The organism is Polaromonas sp. YR568 (genome assembly GCF_900116715.1).
GTDB lineage: Bacteria > Pseudomonadota > Gammaproteobacteria > Burkholderiales > Burkholderiaceae_C > Polaromonas.
In genome coordinates, this window is record NZ_FPBM01000006.1 from 253,773 (window position 1) to 274,367 (window position 20,595).

A 20,595-nucleotide genomic window follows, 5' to 3' on the forward strand; every position below is an offset into this window, starting at 1 on the left:
CAGGAAATTCGCTATTAAATCAATAGCGATTGACCGCTCAGGCCGGTGCGGCTTCTACCAGCAAGGTGGCTTGTAGCGGCAGCTCGGCCAGCGTCACTACCTGCCCCGGCGTGATCACGCGGTCGGGCCGCAAGCCGTCTTGCGCTGCGGGCTCAGCGCGTTGCCAGCGAAGCGTCACCACACGCTCCTGCAAACGCAGCGTGATCTCAAACGAAGGCCAGAGCGCAGGCACGCAGGGCGAGAGCGACAGCGCGCCTTGCTCAATCTTGAGGCCCAGAATGTTTTCGACCGCCGCGCGGTGCAGCCAGGCGGCTGAGCCGGTATACCAGCTCCAGCCGCCGCGGCCCACATAGGGCGCCGCGCCGTAGATGTCGCCGGCCATTACATAAGGCTCCAACTCGTAGACGGGCCCGCGCACCGGGTGCTGGCTGCGATGGGCGGGGCTGAGCGCCTGAAAGCTTTCCCATGCTGCTTCGGCGTCACCCGTGGCGGCCTGGGCCATCATGGCCCAGACGGCGGCGTGGGAATACTGGCCGCCGTTTTCGCGCACGCCGGGCGGGTAGGCCTGGATGTAGCCGGGGTTGTTTTCCGATGCCTGCAGCGGCGGAGTCAGCAGCCGCAGGAGGCCAGCCTCATGGGCTATCAATTGCTCAGTCATTGCCTGCAGCGCGGGGCCGGTGAATTCGGCGGTGGAGGCGCCCGACAGCACCGACCAGGCCTGCGCGATCAGGTCGATGCGGCATTCGGTATTGCTGGAGGAGCCCAGCGGCGCGCCGTTGTCAAAGAAGGCGCGGCGGAACCAGGCGCCGTCCCAGCCGTCTTTGTGCAGGGCCTTGATCCAGCCTTCCCGCGCGGCGATCCATGTGTCGGCGCGGGAGTTGTCGCTGCGGGCGCGGGCCAGCGGTTCAAAGTCCTGGACCACGCGGCATAAGAACCAGGCCAGCCAGACCGATTCGCCGCGGCCTTCATGGCCCACGCGGTTCATGCCGTCGTTCCAGTCGCCGGTGCCCATCAGCGGCAGGCCGTGGCTGCCGGTGGGAAGGCTCCGGTCCAGCGTGCGTGCGCAGTGCTCAAACAGCGTGGCGCTTTGCGCGCTGGTTTGCGGTGCGTAGTAGGCGTCTTCCGCGCCTTCGGGAATCGCCGGGCCGTCGATGAAGGCGACTTGCTCGTCCAGAATGCTGGCGTCACCGGTGACTTGCACGTAGTAGGCACAGGCGTAGGGCAGCCACAGCAGGTCGTCTGAGAAATGCGTACGCACGCCTTCACCGCCGGGCGCATGCCACCAGTGCTGCACGTCACCTTCGGGGAATTGGCGCGAGGCGTTCAAAAGAATCTGCCGGCGCAGGCGATCAGGTTCAATGACGGCAAAGGCCATGGCGTCCTGCAACTGGTCGCGAAAGCCAAAGGCGCCGCCGGCCTGGTAGAAGCCTGCTTTAGACCACAGGCGTGACGCCAGCGTCTGGTAGAGCAGCCAGCGGTTCACCAGCGCATCAAACAAGGGGTCGGGCGTGCGCACCTGCAGCTTGCCCAGCAGGCCGGACCAATAAGCCTTGACCTGCTCCAGCGTTTGCGCGGCGTCGCGTGTTTGCCAATTGCGGGCCAACTGCTCGGCAGCTGCCGGGTCGGCGGCGTGGCCGAGCATGAAGGTCAGTGTGATGCTTTGACCGGGCGCCAGGGTGAAGTCGCCTGCCAGCGCAGCGCAGGGGTCTGCGCCGCCGGTGGCGCTATGGCCCAGTGCGGCGGGAATCACCAGCTGGCCCGCGCTGTCGAAGAATTCGCTGCGATCGCAAGTCCATTGCAACGGGCCGGGCAAGCCGGCGACAGACAAAAAGGCCGTGTTGCCGCCGAAGCCGGCGCGGCTTTCACGCTGCTTGGCGAAGACGGCCTTGAGGGCCGGGTCGTCGGATTTCCAGGCGCGGACGGTGCGGCGCTCATGGCGGCCTGCACCCAGTTGCCATTCGACCATGGCGAGCGCGCGCAGCTGGCGGTTTTCGCTGCCCTGGTTGTGCAATTGCAGTTGCACCAGCTTGACGGGTTCGTTGATGTCGGCGAAATACGTGGTCTCTGCCTTGAGCGCGCCATGCAGCGACTCGAACGCTGAATAGCCCTGGCCGTGGCGTATGCGGCACGATGCGCCGCTGTCTGCGGCAGCATTCAAGGGGAGCAGCGTTTGCGTCTCCAGGTCCTGCAGCAGGTAGTGTTCAAAGCTGGGGTCGGTCACCGGGTCGTTGGACCAGGGTGTGACCTGGTGCAGCCGGCTGTTGACGGCCCAGGTGTAGCCGGCGCCGGCTTCAGAGACCTGAAAGCCGAAGGCGGGATTGGCGATGACGTTGACCCAGGGGCGGGGCGGGCGATGGGCTTCGTCGACCACAAACTGGAACTCGCCCGTGGCGGCGTCGAAATGGCCCTGCGGCGCCTGCACGGCGTTGGCAATGTGCGCTGCGGGCAACAAGGGCCTGGCGGGCGTGCCGGCGCGCTGCGGGCTGCCGATGGCTTGCAGCGCCGCCGCCTGCACCTCCAGCGGGCGGCCGTCGGCCGCCAGGATGACGCGCGCCAGGCCGGTAAGGGCGGCTTTCTCGGAAGGCACGATCTCCTGTTCGCGCAGCAGGAAGAAGCCGCCGGCATCGCGGCCCGGAAAACTGTTCGCCGCTTGCTGCAGCGTGCGATCGCGCAGCGCGAGGATGTCGCGCTGCAGCGGCATCAGGTAGGAGTTCACCTCGCTGTTGAGGATCACGACATCGGCGGCCAGGCCGCAAAAGCTCCACCACGGCTGGGCCTGCAGCAGCGAATGCACCAGCGCCATGCCGTTGCTGGAATGGATGAGCACCAGCACGATGGGTTTATCGCCGGAGATGCCGAAGCGCCAGAGCTGGCGCTGGTCCAGCAGGCCGCGTTCGGCCACCGGACGGGTGCAGCTGTACATCAGTGCGGTGTTGAGGTCTTGCAGCGCCGCGTTTTCCTGCGGGTCCACGCCCAGGTCGCGCAGGCGCACCTGGGCCAGCGTGGCGGCCATGCGGGTAGCGCGTTCCACATGCATGGGTTGCAGGTATTTGTCGATGCGCGCCGGCAGTTCATCAAGGCTGGGCGCGGCGGCAGTGGCAAAGCTGAGCCTGGCCACGCCACCGGCCGGAATGCGGATGCGCACGCGCAGCCCGGCCACCGGGTCAAGGCCGTTGATGGGCGAGCCGTCTTCGCCTCGCTTTTCGGTCTGCAGGGCCGGGTCTTCGGGGCCGCGATTGCGCCCGAGGAAGGTGCGGCGGTCTGCGATGAAGTCGATGGCCCGTACATTGGCCTCGGAATCGGCCAGGAAATGCGCCACCGCCATGGCCGGGTCGCCTTGCAGCCTGGCCTTGCGCGACAGCAGCAGGGCGCGCCATTCGGCATGCCACTGCGTCTGCACAAACAGGTTGGAAAAAGCCGGATGGGCCTCGTCGGCGCGCGGGTCGGTCAGCACGGCTTCGAAACACGACACGACGTCGAGCGTGATCTCGGCGCCGCAGACGTTGTGCAGGGTGACGGTGCGTATCTCGGTGTCGTCCTCGGGGCTGACGAGCACGGTGGTGCGCACTTCCAGCTCGTCCGAGGCCGCATCAAACTGCACGCGGTCGGCAAAAAAAGTGGCCTTGTAGCGCCAGCCGGGATGCAGCGCGGGGTGCAGCGTGAGCGACGAGAGCCGGTCTTGCCCCGCAGGGCGCAGGTAGAGGAAGGTGCCGCAGGCATCGCGCAGCAGGTCGTCGCGCCAGCGCGTGATGTTCCAGGTCTTGTCGCCGCTGCGCCAGCGGCTGACGCCCGCACCGTTGGCGCGCAGGGCCACGCTGTAGCGGCCGTTCGACAGCAACTGGGTGGGCTGCCAGCCGGGTGCGGCGGGGTCAAGCTCGCGTGAGTGGTAAAGCCGGTCCTGGGCCGCATCGTCAGGCTCGGGCAGCGCGCGGGGATCGGCGCTTTCGATGATCTGGCGCGGCGTTTTTTCGTGCAGCAGCGATTCAAATGCCTGCATCAGCGGCGCCGAGGAGAACCACCGGCGCGGTGCTTCATCGCACAGCACATTGCACAGCGCCACCAGTGACATGCCCTGATGGTGCGCCATGAAGGTATTGACCAGGCTGAGCGCCTGCGCGCCGGGTTGCCGTGCGACGGTGAAGTCCAGTGCATCGACAAAACCGTAGTCGCCGCGTGCGCCCCATTGCTCAAGCTGGCGCAGATTGGCCATCGCCTGCTGCGGGTCAAACTGGGTGGCCATGATGGTGGCGTAGGGCGCGACCACACGATCGGTGGGCGGTGTGCGGCGCAAGGCCAGACGCGGTACGCCGAAGGGCGAGTACTGGTAGGCCAGCGTGTGGTCTTGCGCGAAGTAAGCAGACTCTGAAACACCCCAGGGCAGGCCCTGCGCCTCGCCATAGGCCTGTTGCTCTTTAACGGCGGCCAGGCCTGAGACATGCAGCAGGCCTTCATCGGGCTCCATCATCACCAGTGAGGGCATGAGGTATTCAAACATCGAACCGGACCAGGATTTCAGGCCGGGCGTCACGCCGACGGTCAGGAAAGCACGGCCCAGCGCCTGCCAGTGGCGCCGGGGCACGTCACCTTTGGCAATCGCCAGGAAGCTGGTGAGGCGCGACTCCGATGCCATCAGGTCGTAGAAGCTCGCGTCGAGTGCCTGCTCATGCACGCGCAGGCCGATGTGAAAGAGATGGCGTTTGCTGCTGTAAAGGCCGCTGAAGTCCATGGCCATGCAGAGCTTTTCGCAGCGCTCGCCCAGTTCCATCAGGTGGCTGACTTCGGCCGGTGCCGTGCCGGGTTGCGCCGCCAGCTGGCGAAGTGACTGCGCCACCGCCAGCAGGTGGCCCGCAAGGTTGCCGCTGTCGACGGTAGAGACATAAGCCGGCAGCAGCACTTGCAGCGTGCTTGTTTCATACCAGTTGAAGAGGTGGCCTTTGTGTTTGGGCAGTGCTTCCACGGTGTCCAGCGTGGCCGCCATGCGTTTGGCCATTTCGGTGCCGGTGATCCAGCCGAATTCGCGTGCGCAGGCCGTCGCCAGCAAGTAGAGGCCGATGTTGGTGGGTGAGGTGCGGTGGGCCAGCGTGGGTTCGGGCTCCATCTGCAGGTTGTCGGGCGGCAGGTAGTGGTCTTCAGGGCCGACGCAGCGTTCAAAGAAGTTCCAGGTCTGGCGCGCCAGCTTCAGGAGGTAGTCGCGGTCTCCGGTGCTCAGCGCGCTGTGAGGCGCGCGCACAGCCGGCTTGCTGCCCCACCAGGCGATCACCGGCGCCAGGGCCCATAGCAGGAAGAGCATGGGGCCAGCCACAGGATGGGGGCTCCAGATGGCGGCGATGGCCAGCAGGATGCATGCTGCAGAGACGATGGCGTGGTTGCGCAGAAAAGTGTCCAGCGTGTATTGCGCGGAGGACTGCGCCTGCGCCGCCGTGGTCCACTGCAGCAGGCCCCGGCGGCTGACGGCCATGCGCCAGAGCGCGCGGGTGATGGAATCCAGCATGAGAGCGGCCTGCACCGCCAGTTGGCTGAATTGCCAGGCGGCCTGCGCCAGGCTGCGCCCCACGTCGCGCACGCCGACGTCAAAAAAGTGCAGCCAGGCAATGCCGCGGCGTGTGGGGATCAGCCCGGCCAATGCACCCATCAGCGGCCCGGCCAGAAACGCCATGAAGGTGAACGCCGCGGCGGTTGCAAGCGGCAAGGCGCCGGTAAACGCCACCCAGGCCAGCAGGGCGAAGCCGGCCGGCGCGATCAATGAGCGGCGCAGGTTGTCCGCCATGCGCCACAAGCCCAGGGCGTCGATGCCGAACTGCCCGGGGCGAAGCATGAGCGCGAGTAACTGCCAGTCGCCGCGCGTCCAGCGGTGCACACGCGATGCGGCGACGCCGGCGTGGTGCGGGTGATCTTCCATCAGCACCACATCGCCCGCATAGCCGCAGCGCGCGACGCTGCCTTCGAGCAGGTCGTGGCTCAGGATGGCGCCTTCGGGCAGCCGGCGGTCGAGCACGGCGTGCACTGCCTCGACATGCAGCAGGCCCTTGCCGGTGAAGTTGCCCATGCCGAACACGTCCTGGTAAAGATCGGAGGTGCCGCTGCTGTACGGATCCAGCCCGCGCTGGCCGGCAAAGAGGGTGTGAAAAACCGATCGCTCGTGGTGCGCCGACAGCGGCGTGGCTACGCGGGGCTGCAGGATGCCGTAGCCCGCCGTCACGCGCCGGGTGGCGCGGTCAACGTGAGGCGTGTTGAGCGGGTGCGCGGCAATGGACACGAGTTCGCGCAGTGAGCCCGCCGGCAGGGTGGTATCGCTGTCCAGCGTGACGACGTAGCGTGTGCCTTCGGCCAGCTTCATGTCGGCACCGGCGGGCAGGAATTCGGGCGTGGAGCGCTCGGCCAGATGGCGCAGCAGCATCTCGAGCTTGCCGCGCTTGCGCTCCCAGCCTATCCAGCGGCGCTCGCTGGCCGACCAGGTGCGCGGGCGGTGCAGCAACACAAAGCGCGCGGGCGCGCCGTGAGCCACGGGGGAGGCGGCGTTCAGGGCGCGCAGCCTGGCCAGTGCGTCATCCAGCAGGGCCTGGTCGTTGGGCGTGTGTTCGGTGTCGGCGTCGGCCCAGTCGGTGAGCAGGGCAAACTGCGCGTTGGCCTCGCGGCTGGCCAGCCAGTGCAGGTGCAGGCGGTGCGCCAGTTCGCTGTTGGCTTCTATGGACGAGAGCATGGAAGGAATCACTACCAGCACGCGGTGCTCGGGTGGAATGCCGGCATTGAAGTCCAGGCGGGCCAGCGGCTGTATGCGGGTGGATTCGGCAATCAGCCGGTGGATCAGTGCGACGACGGCTTCCGAAGCCGGCCAGGCCATGAGGAAAACCGCCACCCAGGCCTGCCAATGCAATGCCGTCAGCGGATGCACACCCCAGGTCAGCAGTGCGGCGGTGCCGGCGGCCCAAGCGGCCGCGAACAGGGGCAGGCGCCAGCTGCGCGGTGTTTCGGTCACGGCCAAGGCCCTGTGCGGACCGGCCGAAGGGCGCAGCGCGGCCTCGAGCAAGGGGCGGCCCGGGCCTATCAGGTAGTAGCCCGCGGTGCGTGCGACCATGGAGTTGTTGGGCTGGCGTGCCGCGGCCAGGACGGCTTCGGCGACGGCGCGCTCGGATTTGCCGCTTTGCTGCGCGAGGCGTTCCATGGCGCGCGTGATCTGCTGGCGCGTCATCTCGCTTTCGCGTGAGAAGCTGGGCAGGCGGCGCAGCACCTGCAGGGAGTGGCTGACGGGCTCGATCAAATCGACCCACTCGACCTGCCCGATCAGTCGCAGGGTAGTGATGATGTTGCTGACGGTCAGGTTGGCGGCTACCTGTACGGTTTGGCCTTCGCCGATCATGCCCAACGCGTCGGTGCAATGCTGCGCCGTCCAGCGTGTCAGCAGGAGGGCCGGATGCAGGTCGGGTTCTGCGCTTTCAACAGGCATGCGCTGCCACAGCTGTGTGAGGTAGCTGCGTTCCAGGCCGTGGGCCTGCATCAGGGCCAGCAGTTCGTCGAGGTCGCGCAGGCTCAGCGCGTCGGCCTTGTCCCAGGCGGCGTGGGCCACTTCGCGCGCCACCTTGTTCCAGGCGATGCGATCGGCCATGCGGCGCAGGTTTTCGAGCAGCACCACGCGCAAGGTGGTGGGCAAGGCCCACAGCTCACCCAGGTTGAGCTCGCTGACCTCTTGATACGCATGCAGGAAGGCGGTGAAGAGGACAGGGTCCAGCACGCTGTCGGTGTGCGCCACATAGGCCCAGGCAATGCCATAGACGCGCGGCAGGCCTTGCAGGGGCTTGTCGGCCAGCTTGGGCAGGTCGGCGTAATAGCGATGGGGAACACCCTCCTGGATTTGCTGAAGCTGCGCTTCGACCAGGTGGAAGTTGTCGAGCAGCCATTCGGCCGCGGGTGTGACGTAGTGGCCGCTGAGCGAGGTCAGCGCAATGTAGTCGTAGGCCAGGCGGATGGCGGCGATGTTTTCCTGAACGCGCGGAAAAAAGGGCGGGCCGGTATCGGCGCTGCCGGCGGCGCGCACGGTTTGCGCGGCAGCAAGGCTGCGGCCGTGCTCTTCAAAGCGTTGGGCGCCGAAGAGTTCGGCGCGTATGGGCTGCTGTATGTCGCTGCCGCGTGTGGCAAGGAGTTGCCGGGCGTAGGCGCTTAAAGTTTCCAGCCGTTCGATGACTGCCGTAGTCACTCGCTCAGGCTACGGCAAGAAGGGCAAAGCAGATCGCCATGATGGCGGCAACCGTGACGATGCGCGGCGACATCACGGAATGCGCGGACTGAAGGCCCGTCTGGAGGCCGAAAAACCGGCCGCGCGAATGCGCGCACTGATCCATGTGGGACGCCAGGTCGGCGGCGTCGGTGGAAACAAAATCGTCGTGAATGGCCGACGGTCTATCGGCCATGATCTCCAGGGTGGTCATGATTTTGCGCTCCGGGCTAGGCTTGTGGGGTGCACGGCGACGCGGGGTGCCGCATCGCGCCGTACTGTTTCCAATCCTAGGGAACGGCTGGGTCCGGCGCCATCGGACTAGGCTGGAGTTGGACTAGGACGCCGCCTACAGTAGGAGCTATTTTGGAATAGCCCTACCAAGCTTCGCCCGGTCTTGCTCTGGCTTTTGCGCTCTTTGCTGAGGGCGGGTGCCGGGCAACCCCCGGCAAGCAGTCCTTAGAAGAAGTCTCATCAGTCGGATAAGCCAGCGCATTGCCCGGTGCCGGCCACGGAGGCTATTTGCACTGCGCCAGAACCTCAACCTCACTCTTTACCTCAACCCCCTTGCAAAAATAATAGGGAACTGCACAGTGAAGGTATTTGCGCCCCACGTCTTTGGCGGCCGCGGTGGTCCTGACCATCTCGGGAGTTTCCGGGGCGAGTTTGACGCTGCAGGCATCGGCCTTCGCAGCAATGACTTGCAGGCATTGGTCTGGCGCAAGGTTGAATCTTTTGCGGGCATCCGTGCATTGCTTGAGCGCCACCTCGCGCCAGAGTTTCAGATGTTCGTCGCGGGGAATGGGTATGGCTTCTACGGTTTTCAGGCTGTAGCTGCCGGCGCCGGGCATGCCCTGCGCATGGCCGGCGCCGGGCGCCAGCAGTGTGCCGGTCATCACCAGGCCGGCGCAAAAAAGGAAGAAATGCTTCATGCCGACTCCTTGTCTGTATTGAGGCCCGTGAAGGCGGCCGCCTAGCCGGTGTTGCGCAGGCCGGCCGCAATCCCGTTGATCGAAATATGGATACCGGTTTGCACCTTCTGGTCGGACTGGCCGGCGCGGTAACGCCGCACCAGCTCGACCTGCAGGTGATGCAGCGGGTCGATGTAGGGGAAGCGGTGGCGGATGGAGCGCTGCAGCGCGGCGTTGCCGGCCAGGCGCTGCTTTTCGCCGGTGATCTGGCTCAGCGCTTCGGCGGTGCGGTGCCATTCGGCTTCTATGGCGGTAAAGATCTTCTTGCGCAGGCGCGCGTCGCCTACCAGCTCGGAGTAGCGCGAAGCCAGGGCCAGGTCGCTCTTGGCCAGCACCATGTCCATATTGCTCAGCAGGGTGCGAAAGAACGGCCACTGCTTGTACATCTTTTGCAGGAGTGCGAGTGCCTCTTTGCGGCTGGCCGTGGTGCCGCCCTGGTTCAGGATTTGTTCAATGGCCGAGCCAAAGCCGTACCAGCCCGGCAGCGTGAGGCGGCACTGGCCCCAGCTGAAACCCCAGGGAATGGCGCGCAGGTCTTCGATCTTTTGCGAGGCTTTGCGTGATGCGGGGCGCGAGCCGATGTTGAGCTCGGCAATCTCGCGGATGGGGGTGGCGCTGAAGAAGTATTCGGTGAAGCCCGGGGTTTCGTAAACCAGTGCGCGGTAGGCAGCCATGCTGGCTTCCGACAGCTCGGCGGCGGCTTGCAGAAAAGCCTTGGTCGCGGGCTTGGTGGGTTGCAACAGCGTGGCCTCCAGCGTGGCGGCTACCAGGGTTTCCAGGTTGCGCCTGCCGATTTCGGGGTTGGCGTATTTGGAGCCGATCACTTCGCCTTGTTCAGTGAGGCGAATCTGCCCGCGCACTGTGCCGGGTGGCTGCGCCAGGATGGCCTGGTAGCTGGGGCCGCCGCCGCGGCCTACGGTGCCGCCGCGGCCATGGAACATGCGCAGCTGAATGTTGTGTGAATTGGCCAGCACGTCGAACAGTTCAACCAGCGCGATCTCGGCGCGGTAGAGCTCCCAGTTGCTGGTGAAGATGCCGCCGTCCTTGTTGCTGTCGGAGTAGCCGAGCATGATGTCCTGCTCGGCGCCGCTGCGTTTGACCAGCTGTGCGATGCCGGGCAGGGCGTAGAACTCGCGCATGATGGGCGCGGCGTTGCGCAGGTCTTCAATGGTTTCAAACAGCGGCACCACGATCAGGTCGTTGGTGGCGTGGCTGTCCAGCGTGCCGTGCATGAGGCCGACTTCTTTTTGCAGCAGCAGCACTTCGAGCAAGTCGCTCACGGTTTCAGTGTGGCTGATGATGTAGTGGCGGATCGCCTCTTTGCCGAAGCGGGCGCGTGCCGTGCGGGCGGCTTCAAAGATCGCCAGCTCGCCCTTTGCGTGGGCCGAATACGCGCTGCCGACCACGCGCAGCGGCCGCGCATCGTTGAGCAGGCCGACCAGCAGCGTGCGTTTGGCGGCTTCGTCCAGGCTGGCGTAGTTGGCTTCGATGCGCGCGACGGCCAGCAGCTCGGCCACCACTTCTTCGTGCTTGTCAGAGCTTTGGCGCAAGTCGACCGTGGCCAGGTGAAAACCGAACACCTCGACCGCGCGGATCAGCGGGTGCAGGCGCTGGGCAATCAATGCCTCGCCGTGGTGGGCCTTGAGCGATTCTTCGATGGTGCGCAGGTCGAAGAGGAAATCTTCTGACTTGAGGTAGGCGTTTTGCGGCGCCACGGCATGGCGTGCGGCGTCGCCGCCGGTCAGGTCTTTGAGTGTGGCGGCCAGGCGGGCGTAAACGCCGGTGAGAGCGCGGCGATAGGGCTCGTCCTTGCGGTGTTCGCTGGTGTCGGGCGAGCTTTCGGCCAGCAAGCGCATGGCGGGGCTGAAGTCGACCAGCATGGCTGAGAGTGAGAGTTCGCCGCCCAGAAAGTGCACCTCGGTGAGGTAGTGGCGCAGCGCGACTTCGGCCTGGCGGCCCAGTGCGTAATTGAGCGTGTCGGCGCTGACGTTGGGGTTGCCGTCGCGGTCGCCGCCTATCCACTGGCCCATGCGCAAAAAGCTGTGCACCGGCTGGTTGCCGAGTTCGCGCTCCAGGTTGGCGTAGAGCTTGGGAATCTCTCGCAGAAAGGTGGCTTCGTAGTAGCTCAGCGCGTTTTCAATCTCGTCGGCCACCGTGAGTTTGGAAAAGCGCAGCAAACGGGTTTGCCACAGCTGCATGACGCGGGCGCGCAGCTGGGCTTCGTTGGCGGCCAGCTCGCGCGGTGTGAGGGCGTCTTTGGCGGCGTTGTGGGCCAGCGCCAGTGCCTTGATGTCGTCGCGCGCGGTAAGCAACTGGGCGATGTCGCGTTCGGCGTCCAGAATGCTTTTGCGCTGCACTTCCGTCGGGTGGGCGGTGAGCACCGGCGAGACAAAGCTGTGCGCCAGCGTGCTGGAAATGGTGCGGGTCGAGATGCCGGCCCAGCGCAGGCGGGCCAGCGCCACGTCGATGCTGCCTTCCTGCGTGTCGCCCGCGCGCTCGTGCACGGCGCGGCGGCGGATGTGGTGGCGGTCTTCGGCCAGGTTGGCCAGGTGGCTGAAATAGGTGAAGGCGCGGATCACGCTCACCGTCTGGTCGCCCGAGAGGCCCTTAAGCAGCTTTTTCAGCGACTTGTCGGCTTCCGGGTCGGCGTCGCGCCGGAAGGTGACGGAAAGCTTGCGCACCTGCTCGATCAGCTCATAGGCGGCAACGCCTTCCTGCTCGCGGATCACGTCGCCCAGGATGCGGCCCAGCAGGCGGATGTCTTCGACCAGGGGGCGTTCGTTGTCCCGTGAACGTGTGGAGGCTTTTGTGGCAGCGGCTGCGGCGGCGTCTTTGGCGCCTTCGTTGACGTTGTGTTTGACCTTCTTGGCGCGCGCGGAAGTGACCATTTCGACCCTCTAGTTCTGGAGCCTTGCATGCTAGCATTCACTTCCCCCAAGTATTACAAGCAGGTTACGAGTGTCAGCAGCGTTTCAGCCATCCAGCCCCCCTGATGTGAAGAAGGTGGTCATCGCCACCCGCGAGAGCCGCCTGGCGCTGTGGCAGGCCGAGCATGTGAAGGCGCTGCTGCAGTCGCGCCTGGGCTGGCAGGTCGAGCTGCTGGGCATGACAACCCAGGGCGACCAGATCCTGGACCGCTCACTCAGCAAGGTGGGCGGCAAGGGCCTGTTCGTCAAGGAACTTGAGGTGGCGCTGAGCGAAGGGCGCGCCGACCTGGCGGTGCATTCACTCAAAGATGTGCCCATGGACCTGCCCGAAGGCTTTGCGCTGGCCTGCGTGCTGGAGCGCGAAGACCCGCGCGATGCTTTTGTCTCTAATCAATTTGCCTCGCTGGCCGAACTGCCGCAAGGCGCGATTGTGGGCACGTCCAGCCTGCGCCGGCTGGTGCTGATCAAGGCGCTGCGGCCCGATCTGGTGATCCACCCGCTGCGCGGCAACCTGGACACGCGCCTGCGCAAGCTCGACGAAGGCCAGTACCACGCCATCGTGCTGGCCGCGGCTGGCTTGAAGCGCCTCGGGCTGGAATCGCGTATCCGTGGCACCTTTGAACCCGCCGAAATGCTGCCGGCTGCCGGCCAGGGCGCATTGGGCATTGAAGTACGCGCGGACCGCGCCGACCTGATGGCGGCGCTGGCCACGCTGGCGCACCAGCCGACCTGGCTGGCGGTGACAGCCGAGCGCACGGTGTCGCGCGCGATGGGCGGCAGTTGTTCGATGCCGCTGGCGGCTTTCACGCCCGGCGCTACCGGTGAATCCATGCAGCTCAATGCCGCCTGGGGCGACCCGGCAACGGCCGAGGCGCCGTCTGGCGCCAGCGGCCCGCTGGCGCCGCTGGTGCAAGTGAACCAGACCGCCGTCGTGCGCAACTTTGCCGAGGCGGAAGCTTTGGGCGAAGCTGTCGCGGCGCAATTGCGTGCCGGCGGCGCCGTGTGGGCCGGCAAAGCCCCGGACGCCTGATGCCGCCAGTGCCGGTGCCTCCACCTGGCGCCGCGGCCCGCGTCATCGTGACGCGGCCCCTGCAAGACGCGCAGCACTGGGTGCAGCAGCTACAGCAGGGCGGTTTTGCCGCCGAAGCCTTTCCCCTGATCGATATTGCGCCTGCTTCTGACACTGAAGCGGCCGGGCGCGCATGGGAAAGCCTGGGCGGTTACGCGGCCTGCATGTTTGTCAGCGGTAATGCCGTGGAGTACTTTTTCAGACGAAAAACGGCTGCAAGCTCCGCAGGACGGGCGCAAGAAGCTCCTGAAAATATAGCAAGCGAAAATCCGGGCCTGCCACCTTCCCTGCGTTTTATGGCGCCCGGACCGGGCACTGTGGCGGCATTGCTGGCTGCCGGTGTTCCGCCAGGGCAAATCGATGCGCCTGGCGCCGACGCCGACCAGTTTGATTCCGAAGCCCTGTGGGCCGTGGTGGGCCAGCGTGACTGGCAAGGCCGGCGCGTGCTGGTGGTCAGGGGCGAAGGCCAGGAGGCCGGGGTGTCTTCGGGCCGCGACTGGATGGCCCGCCAGTGGGAAGCCGCCGGCGCGCAGGTGGATTTTGTGGGCGTTTACCAGCGCCGTGCGCCGGTGTTTACCGATGCACAAGTCCAGCGGGCACGCGCTGCCAGCACTGATGGCTCGGTGTGGCTCTTCAGCAGCTCTGAAGCGGTGGCCAACCTGGTGAACTTGCCTGCCTTGGCGGGAGTGGACTGGCGCCGCGCGCGCGCGGTGGCCACACATCCGCGGATTGTGGAGGCCGTGCGCGCTGCGGGTTGGGGTGTTGTTGTGGCGTCACGTCCTGCCCTGAAGGACATCAGGGACACACTTGCCTCGATAGAATCTCTTTATCCATGAGTGACAGCCCCAACGCCCAGCCCCCATCCTCCACGCCAGACAACGAGCCGGTGCTGGAGCGCGCGCTGGTGCCGGTTTCCACGCAACTCCCCCCCGCAGACGCATGGCTTGTGCCCCGCAAGTGGGCGCTGCTGGTCGCGGCGCTGGCGGCTGGCGGCCTGCTGGTAAGCGGCCTGCTGTGGCAAAAGCTCGGCAATATCCAGGAAGAACTCGCCCGCCGCAGCATTGATTCGGGCGCGCAGGCCATCGAGGCACGCACGCTGGCCCGCCAGGCGCAGGAAGGCACGCGCGAGCTCTCCGCACGGCTGGCCATCCAGGAAACCCGCATCAGCGAAGTCAGCCTGCAGCGCACCCAGCTTGAAGAACTCATGCAGAGCCTGTCGCGCTCACGCGATGAAAACCTGGTGGTCGATGTCGAGTCGGCCCTGCGGCTGGCCCAGCAGCAAGCCCAGCTCACCGGCAGCGCCGAGCCTTTGCTGGCAGCGCTCAAGTCGGCCGACCAGCGCCTGTCGCGCGCTGCCCAGCCGCGCCTGAACCCATTGCAGCGCGCCATCGCCAAAGACATGGACCGCATCAAGGCCGCCACGCTGACCGACGTGCCTGTGCTGATGCTCAAGCTGGACGAGCTGGCCCGCATGGCCGACGAGCTGCCGGTAGCCAATGCCATGGTGGCCGGCACTGCGGCGCGCGTGGCGCCCACACCAGCTCCGGCCCCGGCCCCGGCCCCGGCCGCACCAGCGCCTGCACGCGCCAGCAGCGCGGCGGCGGCTGAGAGCAAGCCCTCCATGCTGGTTTTTGACAAGCTGTCGCTCAGTGGTTGGTCGCAGCGCACCATGGACACCCTGCGCGAAGAGGGCCGCAAATTACTGCGCGTGAGCCGCATCGACCAGCCTGAGGCGGCCTTGCTGTCGCCCGAGCAGTCTTTCTTCCTGCGTGAAAACCTCAAGCTGCGCCTGCTCAATGCACGCCTGGGCTTGCTCTCGCGCCAGACCGATTCGGTGCGCGCGGACCTCGCCAGCGCCAGCGCCTGGCTGAACAAGTATTTCGATCCGTCTTCGCGCAAGACCCAGACCGCCGCGCAGCTGCTGGCGCAGGTACAGGGCCAGCTCAAAACCAGCGAGCTGCCGCGCCTTGACGAAACCATGGCCGCGCTGGCCACGGCGGCCGCGGGCCGCTGAGCAAAAAAGCAGGACACAAGCATGCGCGCCGCTCTCTGGCTGTTGGCCCTTTTTGGCGTGGCGGTGGCCGTGGCCCTGTTCGCGGGCAACAACCAGGCCGTGGTCACCATCTTCTGGCCGCCGCACCGCGTCGATATTTCCTTCAACCTGGTGGTGCTGCTGCTGGCGGGCGTTTTCATGGTGCTGTACCTGGCGTTGCGTGCGGTGTCGGCCGTGTTCTCGCTACCGGCTGAAGCCCGCCGCTGGCGCGCCCAGCAAAAAGAGCGCGCCATGTACGGCGCCCTGATGGATTCGCTGGCACACCTGCTGGCCGGCCGTTACATCCGCTCCACCAAATCAGCACAAAACGCGCTGGCGCAGGAAAAAAGCCTGGGCCTGCTGGCCGACCAGACTGGCCACGTGACCGGCCATAGCGCCAGCCGCGGCAACCAGCTGCGCTCGCTGGCCCACCTGCTGGTGGCCGAGGCCGCGCAGTCGCTGCAAAACAAGAGCCTGCGCGACCAGCACCTGCAGCTGTCGCTGCAGAGCTCGGCCCCGCGCCATGCGCAAGAGGTGCGCGAAGGCGTGCAGTTCCGCGCGGCGCGCTGGGCGCTGGACGACCGCGATGCGGGCGCCGCACTCGACTGGCTGGCGCAGCTGCCGCAAGGCGCGTCGCGCCGCACGCTGGCCCTGCGCATGAAGCTGCGCGCCTCACGGCAAGCGCGGCAAACTTCGCAAGCGCTGGAAACCGCACGCCTGCTGGCCAAGCACCGCGCGTTTTCGCAAGCGGCGGCGCAAAGCATTGTGCGTGGCCTGGCGCTGGAGCTGCTCAACGACGCGCATGACCCCGCTCAATTGCAGCAGGCCTGGTTCTCGCTCGACGAAAGTGAACGCGCCATGCCCGAGCTGGTGGTGCATGCCGCCTCGCGCCTGATGGCGCTGCACGGCGACCCTGAACTGGCACGCTCTTGGCTGCTGCAGGTCTGGGACCGCATGATGCAGCCGCGCTCGGACTTGGGCGACAACCTGCGCATCAAGCTGATCACCGTGCTGGAAGCCGGCCTCGATTCGATCGACGCCGCATGGCTGGCCCGCATCGAAACCGCGCAACTGAGCCGCCCGCGCGACGCCAATCTGCAATACCTGGCCGGCATGGCGTGCCTGAGCCGCCAGCTCTGGGGCAAGTCGCGCCAGTTGCTGTCGCAGGCTGCGCCGGCCCTGCAGGACGTGACGCTGCACCGCAATGCCTGGCGTGCCCTGGCGCTGCTGGCTGAGCAGCGTGAAGACGAAGCGGCCGCCGCGCAGGCTTACAAGCGGGCTGCGCAGCTTTAATCGCCTGGCTCAGGGCCTTTAACGGCTGCTTGGGTCCTCGCCGTGGCCATTGCTTAGCGCGCAGCACCGCTGAAAGACAGCTTTCTCGCCGCCTCTCGTCGGGCGCGACACGACTGCCCATGGCAAGGTGCCCGGCACGTCCTCAGGCTTCGTCACCAGCTGCTTCTTTGTGACTCCCGTGTATCGGCGGTGTGAATCCCGGCGAGGCAAAGAAAAAGGCCCGCATGTGCGGGCCTTTTTTATGGGCTGCCGCGCGTGCGGCAGAGGTCGGGGCTTACTGGCCGGCCGATTGCTCAAAAGGCAGCTTCACGGCGCCCAGATCGCGTTTGGTCTCGACCAGCACCAGCGGGCCTTCGTCGGCGACCACCAGGGGTGGGCGCTCACGCGGCACGTGCACCGGTTTGACTTCGGCCGCGATGGCGGCTTTGGCTTCGGCGATCTTGGCGGCGTCGGAATTGACCCACTGCAAGCCTGATGCCTGTGCGACCTGAACCAGGTCCTGCAGGGGCAGGTCATAGGCCTGAACCTTGGGCAGGCTGGCAGCCACGGGTGCGGCGGCTGGAGCCGGCGCGGGGGCTGGCGCTGCTACCGGTGCCGGTGCGGCAACGGCGACAGGCGGCACGTAGACAGGCGCGGGCGCTGCTACGGGGGCAGCAGCAGCCACTGCGGCATCTGCTACAAATTCAGGAGCGGCTTGCGGGCGCTGCTCCTGGGCTTGCGGCTGATTTGGCTCCGAGAATTCGCCTTGGGCGGCGCTTGCGCCGGCCTCTAGAGCTTGCTCGTTGCGCTCACCGTTTTCACCACGTTCGCGGCGGTCACGGCCATAACGGTCGCGGCTGCGGCGTTCGCGCGGCTGGCGTTGTTCGTCGCCGCCCTGGCCGTTTTGCGCCGGTGCGATCACGTTGCCGGCTTCGTCCAGCACCGGGGCTGCCGCGGCTTCAGGGTTGAAACCTGCTGCGCCTTCGGCATTGGCGTTCTGGCCTTCTGCGCCTTCAGGGCGGTCACCGCGGCGGTCGTTACGGCGGCCGTTGCGGTCGCCGCGTTCACGGCGGCCTTCACCACGTTCACCGCGCTCACCACGCGGCTCACGGTTGCCTTGTGGACGTTCACCGTCTTGCGGCGCGCGTTCCTGGCGCGGCTCAGCAGCTTCACCGCCCATGGCGGCAGCCATGGCAGCCTGGTTGGCCAGTGCGAGGTCCTGCTCGACGGCGTCGCGCTGGATGCGCTCGCCGCCGCGTTCACCACCACGTTCGTTACGCTCGCCACGTTCACTGCGCTCGCGGCGGCCGCGGCCTTCGCGGCCGGCGTTTTCGCTGCGGGGCTGGTCACCGGCGTTGTCGGGACGGGCTTCGCCACGGGTTTCACCGGCTGCGCGTTCCTGGCGGCCGCCTTCGTTGCGGCCTTCGGGGTTGCGCTCGCGGCGTTCGCCGCCACGGCCTTCATTGCGGCCTTCGCCACGGGCTTGGCCCTCTGGGCGTGGTTCGCGTCCTTCGCGGTTCTCACCGCGGCCTTCACCGCCACGGCCTTCGCTGCGGCCACGGCCGCCACGGCGGCCGTCACGGCCTCCGCGTTCACCGCCGCGGTCAGAACGCTCACCGCGTTCGCCGCCACGGCCGTCGCGGCCTTCACGCCGGCCTTCGCCGCGTTCGTCTTTTTTCACTTCCTTAGCGGCAGGCGCCGGGGCGGGTGCTTCCGCGCCGCCGAACAGGCTCTTGATCCAGCCGAAGAAGCCTTTTTCTGCAGGCGCTGCGGGAGCTGCCGGTGCGGTGCGGGCCTGGGGCTTCGCTGCCTGCGGCACAGGTTCCGGCTTGGGCGGGGCCACTGGCGCGGGTGCATCGGGCAGCACGCCCTTGATGACGGGTTCCTGCTTGTTGTGCTTTTCCTGGCTGCGGCGGGTGACGGTGGTCGGGTCCTCGATTTCGTCGGCCATCTTGTAGCTGGCGGCGATGTTGTCCAGGCGCGGGTCGTCGTGCTTCAGGCGTTCCAGGCGGTAGTTGGGGGTTTCCAGCGTCTTGTTGGGCACCAGCAGCACGTTGATGCGCTGCTTGACTTCGATCTTGGCGATTTCGGAGCGTTTTTCGTTCAGCAGGAAAGACGCCACATCGACCGGAACCTGGCACAGCACCGAGGCCGTGCTGTCCTTGAGGGACTCTTCCTGGATGATGCGCAGGATCTGCAGCGCCGAGCTTTCGGTGTCGCGGATATGGCCGGAGCCGCCGCAACGCGGGCAGGGGATGGATGCGCCTTCGGACAAGGCAGGGCGCAGGCGCTGGCGGCTCATTTCCATGAGGCCGAACTTGCTGATGGTGCCGAACTGCACGCGGGCGCGGTCCTGGCGCAGCGCATCGCGCAGGCGGTTTTCGACGTCGCGGCGGTTGCGCGACTCTTCCATGTCGATAAAGTCGATGACGATCAGGCCGCCCAGATCGCGCAAACGCATCTGGCGCGCGACTTCGTCGGCGGCTTCGAGGTTGGTGCGGGTGGCGGTTTCTTCGATGTCGCCGCCCTTGATGGCGCGGGCCGAGTTGACGTCGACGGACACCAGTGCTTCGGTGTGGTCGATGACGATGGCGCCGCCGGAGGGCAGCTGCACGGTGCGGGCGTAGGCCGATTCGATCTGGTGCTCGATCTGGAAGCGGCTGAACAGCGGTGCGTCGTCGCGGTAGCGTTTGACGCGGTGCTCGTGCTCGGGCATCACGTGGGCCATGAACTGCTTGGCCTGCTCGTAGACGTCGTCGGTGTCGAACAGGATGTCGCCGATGTCGCTGTTGAAGTAGTCGCGGATCGCGCGGATCACGAGGCTGGATTCCTGGTAAATCAGGAAAGCGCCCTTGCCGCCCTTGCCGGCGCCGTCAATGGCGGTCCAGAGCTTGAGCAGGTAGTTCAGGTCCCACTGGAGCTCAGGCGCGCTGCGGCCGATACCGGCGGTGCGGGCAATGATGGACATCCCGTTGGGATATTCCAGCTGGTCCATGTTCTCTTTGAGCTCGGCCCGGTCTTCGCCCTCGATACGGCGGCTGACGCCACCGCCGCGCGGGTTGTTGGGCATCAGGACCACATAGCGGCCGGCCAGGGAGACGAAGGTGGTGAGGGCTGCGCCCTTGTTGCCGCGTTCTTCTTTTTCGACCTGGACCAGCAGTTCCTGGCCTTCCTTGATGACGTCGTTGATGCGCGCCTGGCTGACCGGCACGCCCTGGGCAAAGTATTGCTTGGAGATTTCCTTGAACGGCAGGAAGCCGTGGCGGTCTTCGCCGTAGTCGACGAAGCAGGCTTCCAGCGAAGGCTCGACGCGCGTGACGACGGCCTTGTAGATGTTGCCCTTGCGCTGTTCGCGTCCTTCAATTTCAATTTCGTAGTCGAGGAGTTTTTGTCCATCGACGATCGCCAGACGGCGTTCTTCCGCCTGTGTGGCGTTTACCAGCATCCGTTTCATGGGTAGCCTTCCTTATCGTTCTTCGTTTTTGATGTTGTCTCAAAACACCAATCAACATGCCCAAAATGGGCCAACGACGCCGGAGGGACGCGGTGCGAACGTGGAGGAATTGCCGGAGAGCTTTTGACAGCGCGCGGCCAACCGAAATGAATCGGTCAGCGACGTGGTCTGGGCGTAGGCGCGTGGATGGAGCGAGCAGGGGTCAAACGGGTGGGTGCTACAAAGAAAGTAGCTGCTTGCGCCCACTGTACAAGGGCTGGCGGCTGATTTATGCCGAAAGCAGGGCTCACGAATTCCGTGAAGCGCTGCAGGCACATATAAATCAGACTGACCAGTGTTGTCATCAGAGGGCTACCCGTTAAGGACTTGATCTCGGCTGGATCCGCATGCAGCCCTTTGTGCACGATGTTCGCGACGGGGGCTGCACACATTGTATTCCGTAGTTGTGTTCGCAAAACGTCGACTCGTCTACCGTGTAATACGCCTGCCGCGAGGTGCCTGGCACTCGTCGCTTGCGGGCAATTACCGGCGTGGGCATCGACCTTCCAGCGAGGCTGCTTGCTTGCCTTTTGAGGGCGGGGGACCTGTGTGGACTAAACTCCAGACAAATCAACCACTTACAGCGTATCGCTAGTGAAACACATTATAGGGGCAGCGACAG

The 20,595-nt window shown here is 66.0% G+C and carries 9 protein-coding genes; 4 read left to right on the top strand and 5 right to left on the bottom strand.

Annotated elements, in window-relative coordinates; genetic code table 11:
* Nucleotides 1-37: 37 nt before the first annotated feature.
* The 4 genes from BM408_RS14890 to ppc all read right to left on the bottom strand — a co-directional run bounded on the left by BM408_RS14890 (nucleotide 38) and on the right by ppc (nucleotide 12,068).
* Complete coding sequence (locus BM408_RS14890) at nucleotides 38-8,191, bottom strand: glycoside hydrolase family 94 protein (protein WP_092130643.1); 8,154 nt, start codon at nucleotides 8,189-8,191, stop codon at nucleotides 38-40.
* A gap of 4 nt (nucleotides 8,192-8,195) precedes the next feature.
* The gene (locus BM408_RS14895; protein WP_092130644.1) at nucleotides 8,196-8,423 is read right to left on the bottom strand and encodes a hypothetical protein; all 228 of its coding nucleotides are present in this window, start codon (nucleotides 8,421-8,423) and stop codon (nucleotides 8,196-8,198) included.
* 304 nt (nucleotides 8,424-8,727) lie between these two features.
* Nucleotides 8,728-9,141, bottom strand: a complete 414-nt coding sequence (locus BM408_RS14900; protein WP_092130645.1) for a hypothetical protein — start codon at nucleotides 9,139-9,141, stop codon at nucleotides 8,728-8,730.
* 41 nt (nucleotides 9,142-9,182) lie between these two features.
* Nucleotides 9,183-12,068 carry a phosphoenolpyruvate carboxylase gene (gene ppc / locus BM408_RS14905; protein ID WP_092130646.1) on the bottom strand — a complete coding sequence of 962 codons (2,886 nt, stop codon included), beginning with the start codon at nucleotides 12,066-12,068 and terminating at the stop codon, nucleotides 9,183-9,185.
* Between the two features lie 70 nt (nucleotides 12,069-12,138).
* On the opposite strand from ppc, the gene hemC reads away from it, so the two are divergent.
* Genes hemC through BM408_RS14925 form a run of 4 tightly spaced genes read left to right on the top strand, consistent with a single transcriptional unit; the run spans nucleotide 12,139 to nucleotide 16,501 of the window.
* Nucleotides 12,139-13,137 (top strand): hydroxymethylbilane synthase, encoded by a 999-nt coding sequence (gene hemC / locus BM408_RS14910; protein WP_175541806.1) that lies wholly within the window; start codon nucleotides 12,139-12,141, stop codon nucleotides 13,135-13,137.
* Nucleotides 13,137-14,012 carry a uroporphyrinogen-III synthase gene (locus BM408_RS14915; protein ID WP_092130648.1) on the top strand — a complete coding sequence of 292 codons (876 nt, stop codon included), beginning with the start codon at nucleotides 13,137-13,139 and terminating at the stop codon, nucleotides 14,010-14,012. Before hemC ends, BM408_RS14915 begins: the two co-directional genes overlap by 1 nt.
* Nucleotides 14,009-15,190, top strand: coding sequence for a uroporphyrinogen-III C-methyltransferase (locus BM408_RS14920; protein ID WP_092130649.1), 1,182 nt, complete (start codon nucleotides 14,009-14,011; stop codon nucleotides 15,188-15,190). The genes BM408_RS14915 and BM408_RS14920 overlap by 4 nt, the downstream gene beginning before the upstream one ends.
* A 21-nt stretch (nucleotides 15,191-15,211) precedes the next feature.
* Nucleotides 15,212-16,501: a heme biosynthesis HemY N-terminal domain-containing protein gene (locus BM408_RS14925; RefSeq protein ID WP_092130650.1), complete on the top strand. Its 1,290-nt coding sequence runs from the start codon at nucleotides 15,212-15,214 to the stop codon at nucleotides 16,499-16,501.
* Nucleotides 16,502-16,775: 274 nt separating this feature from the next.
* Here BM408_RS14925 and BM408_RS14930 read toward each other — a convergent pair whose 3' ends face one another.
* Nucleotides 16,776-19,934, bottom strand: a complete 3,159-nt coding sequence (locus BM408_RS14930) for an Rne/Rng family ribonuclease (protein WP_092130651.1) — start codon at nucleotides 19,932-19,934, stop codon at nucleotides 16,776-16,778.
* Between the last annotated feature and the right edge of the window lie 661 nt (nucleotides 19,935-20,595).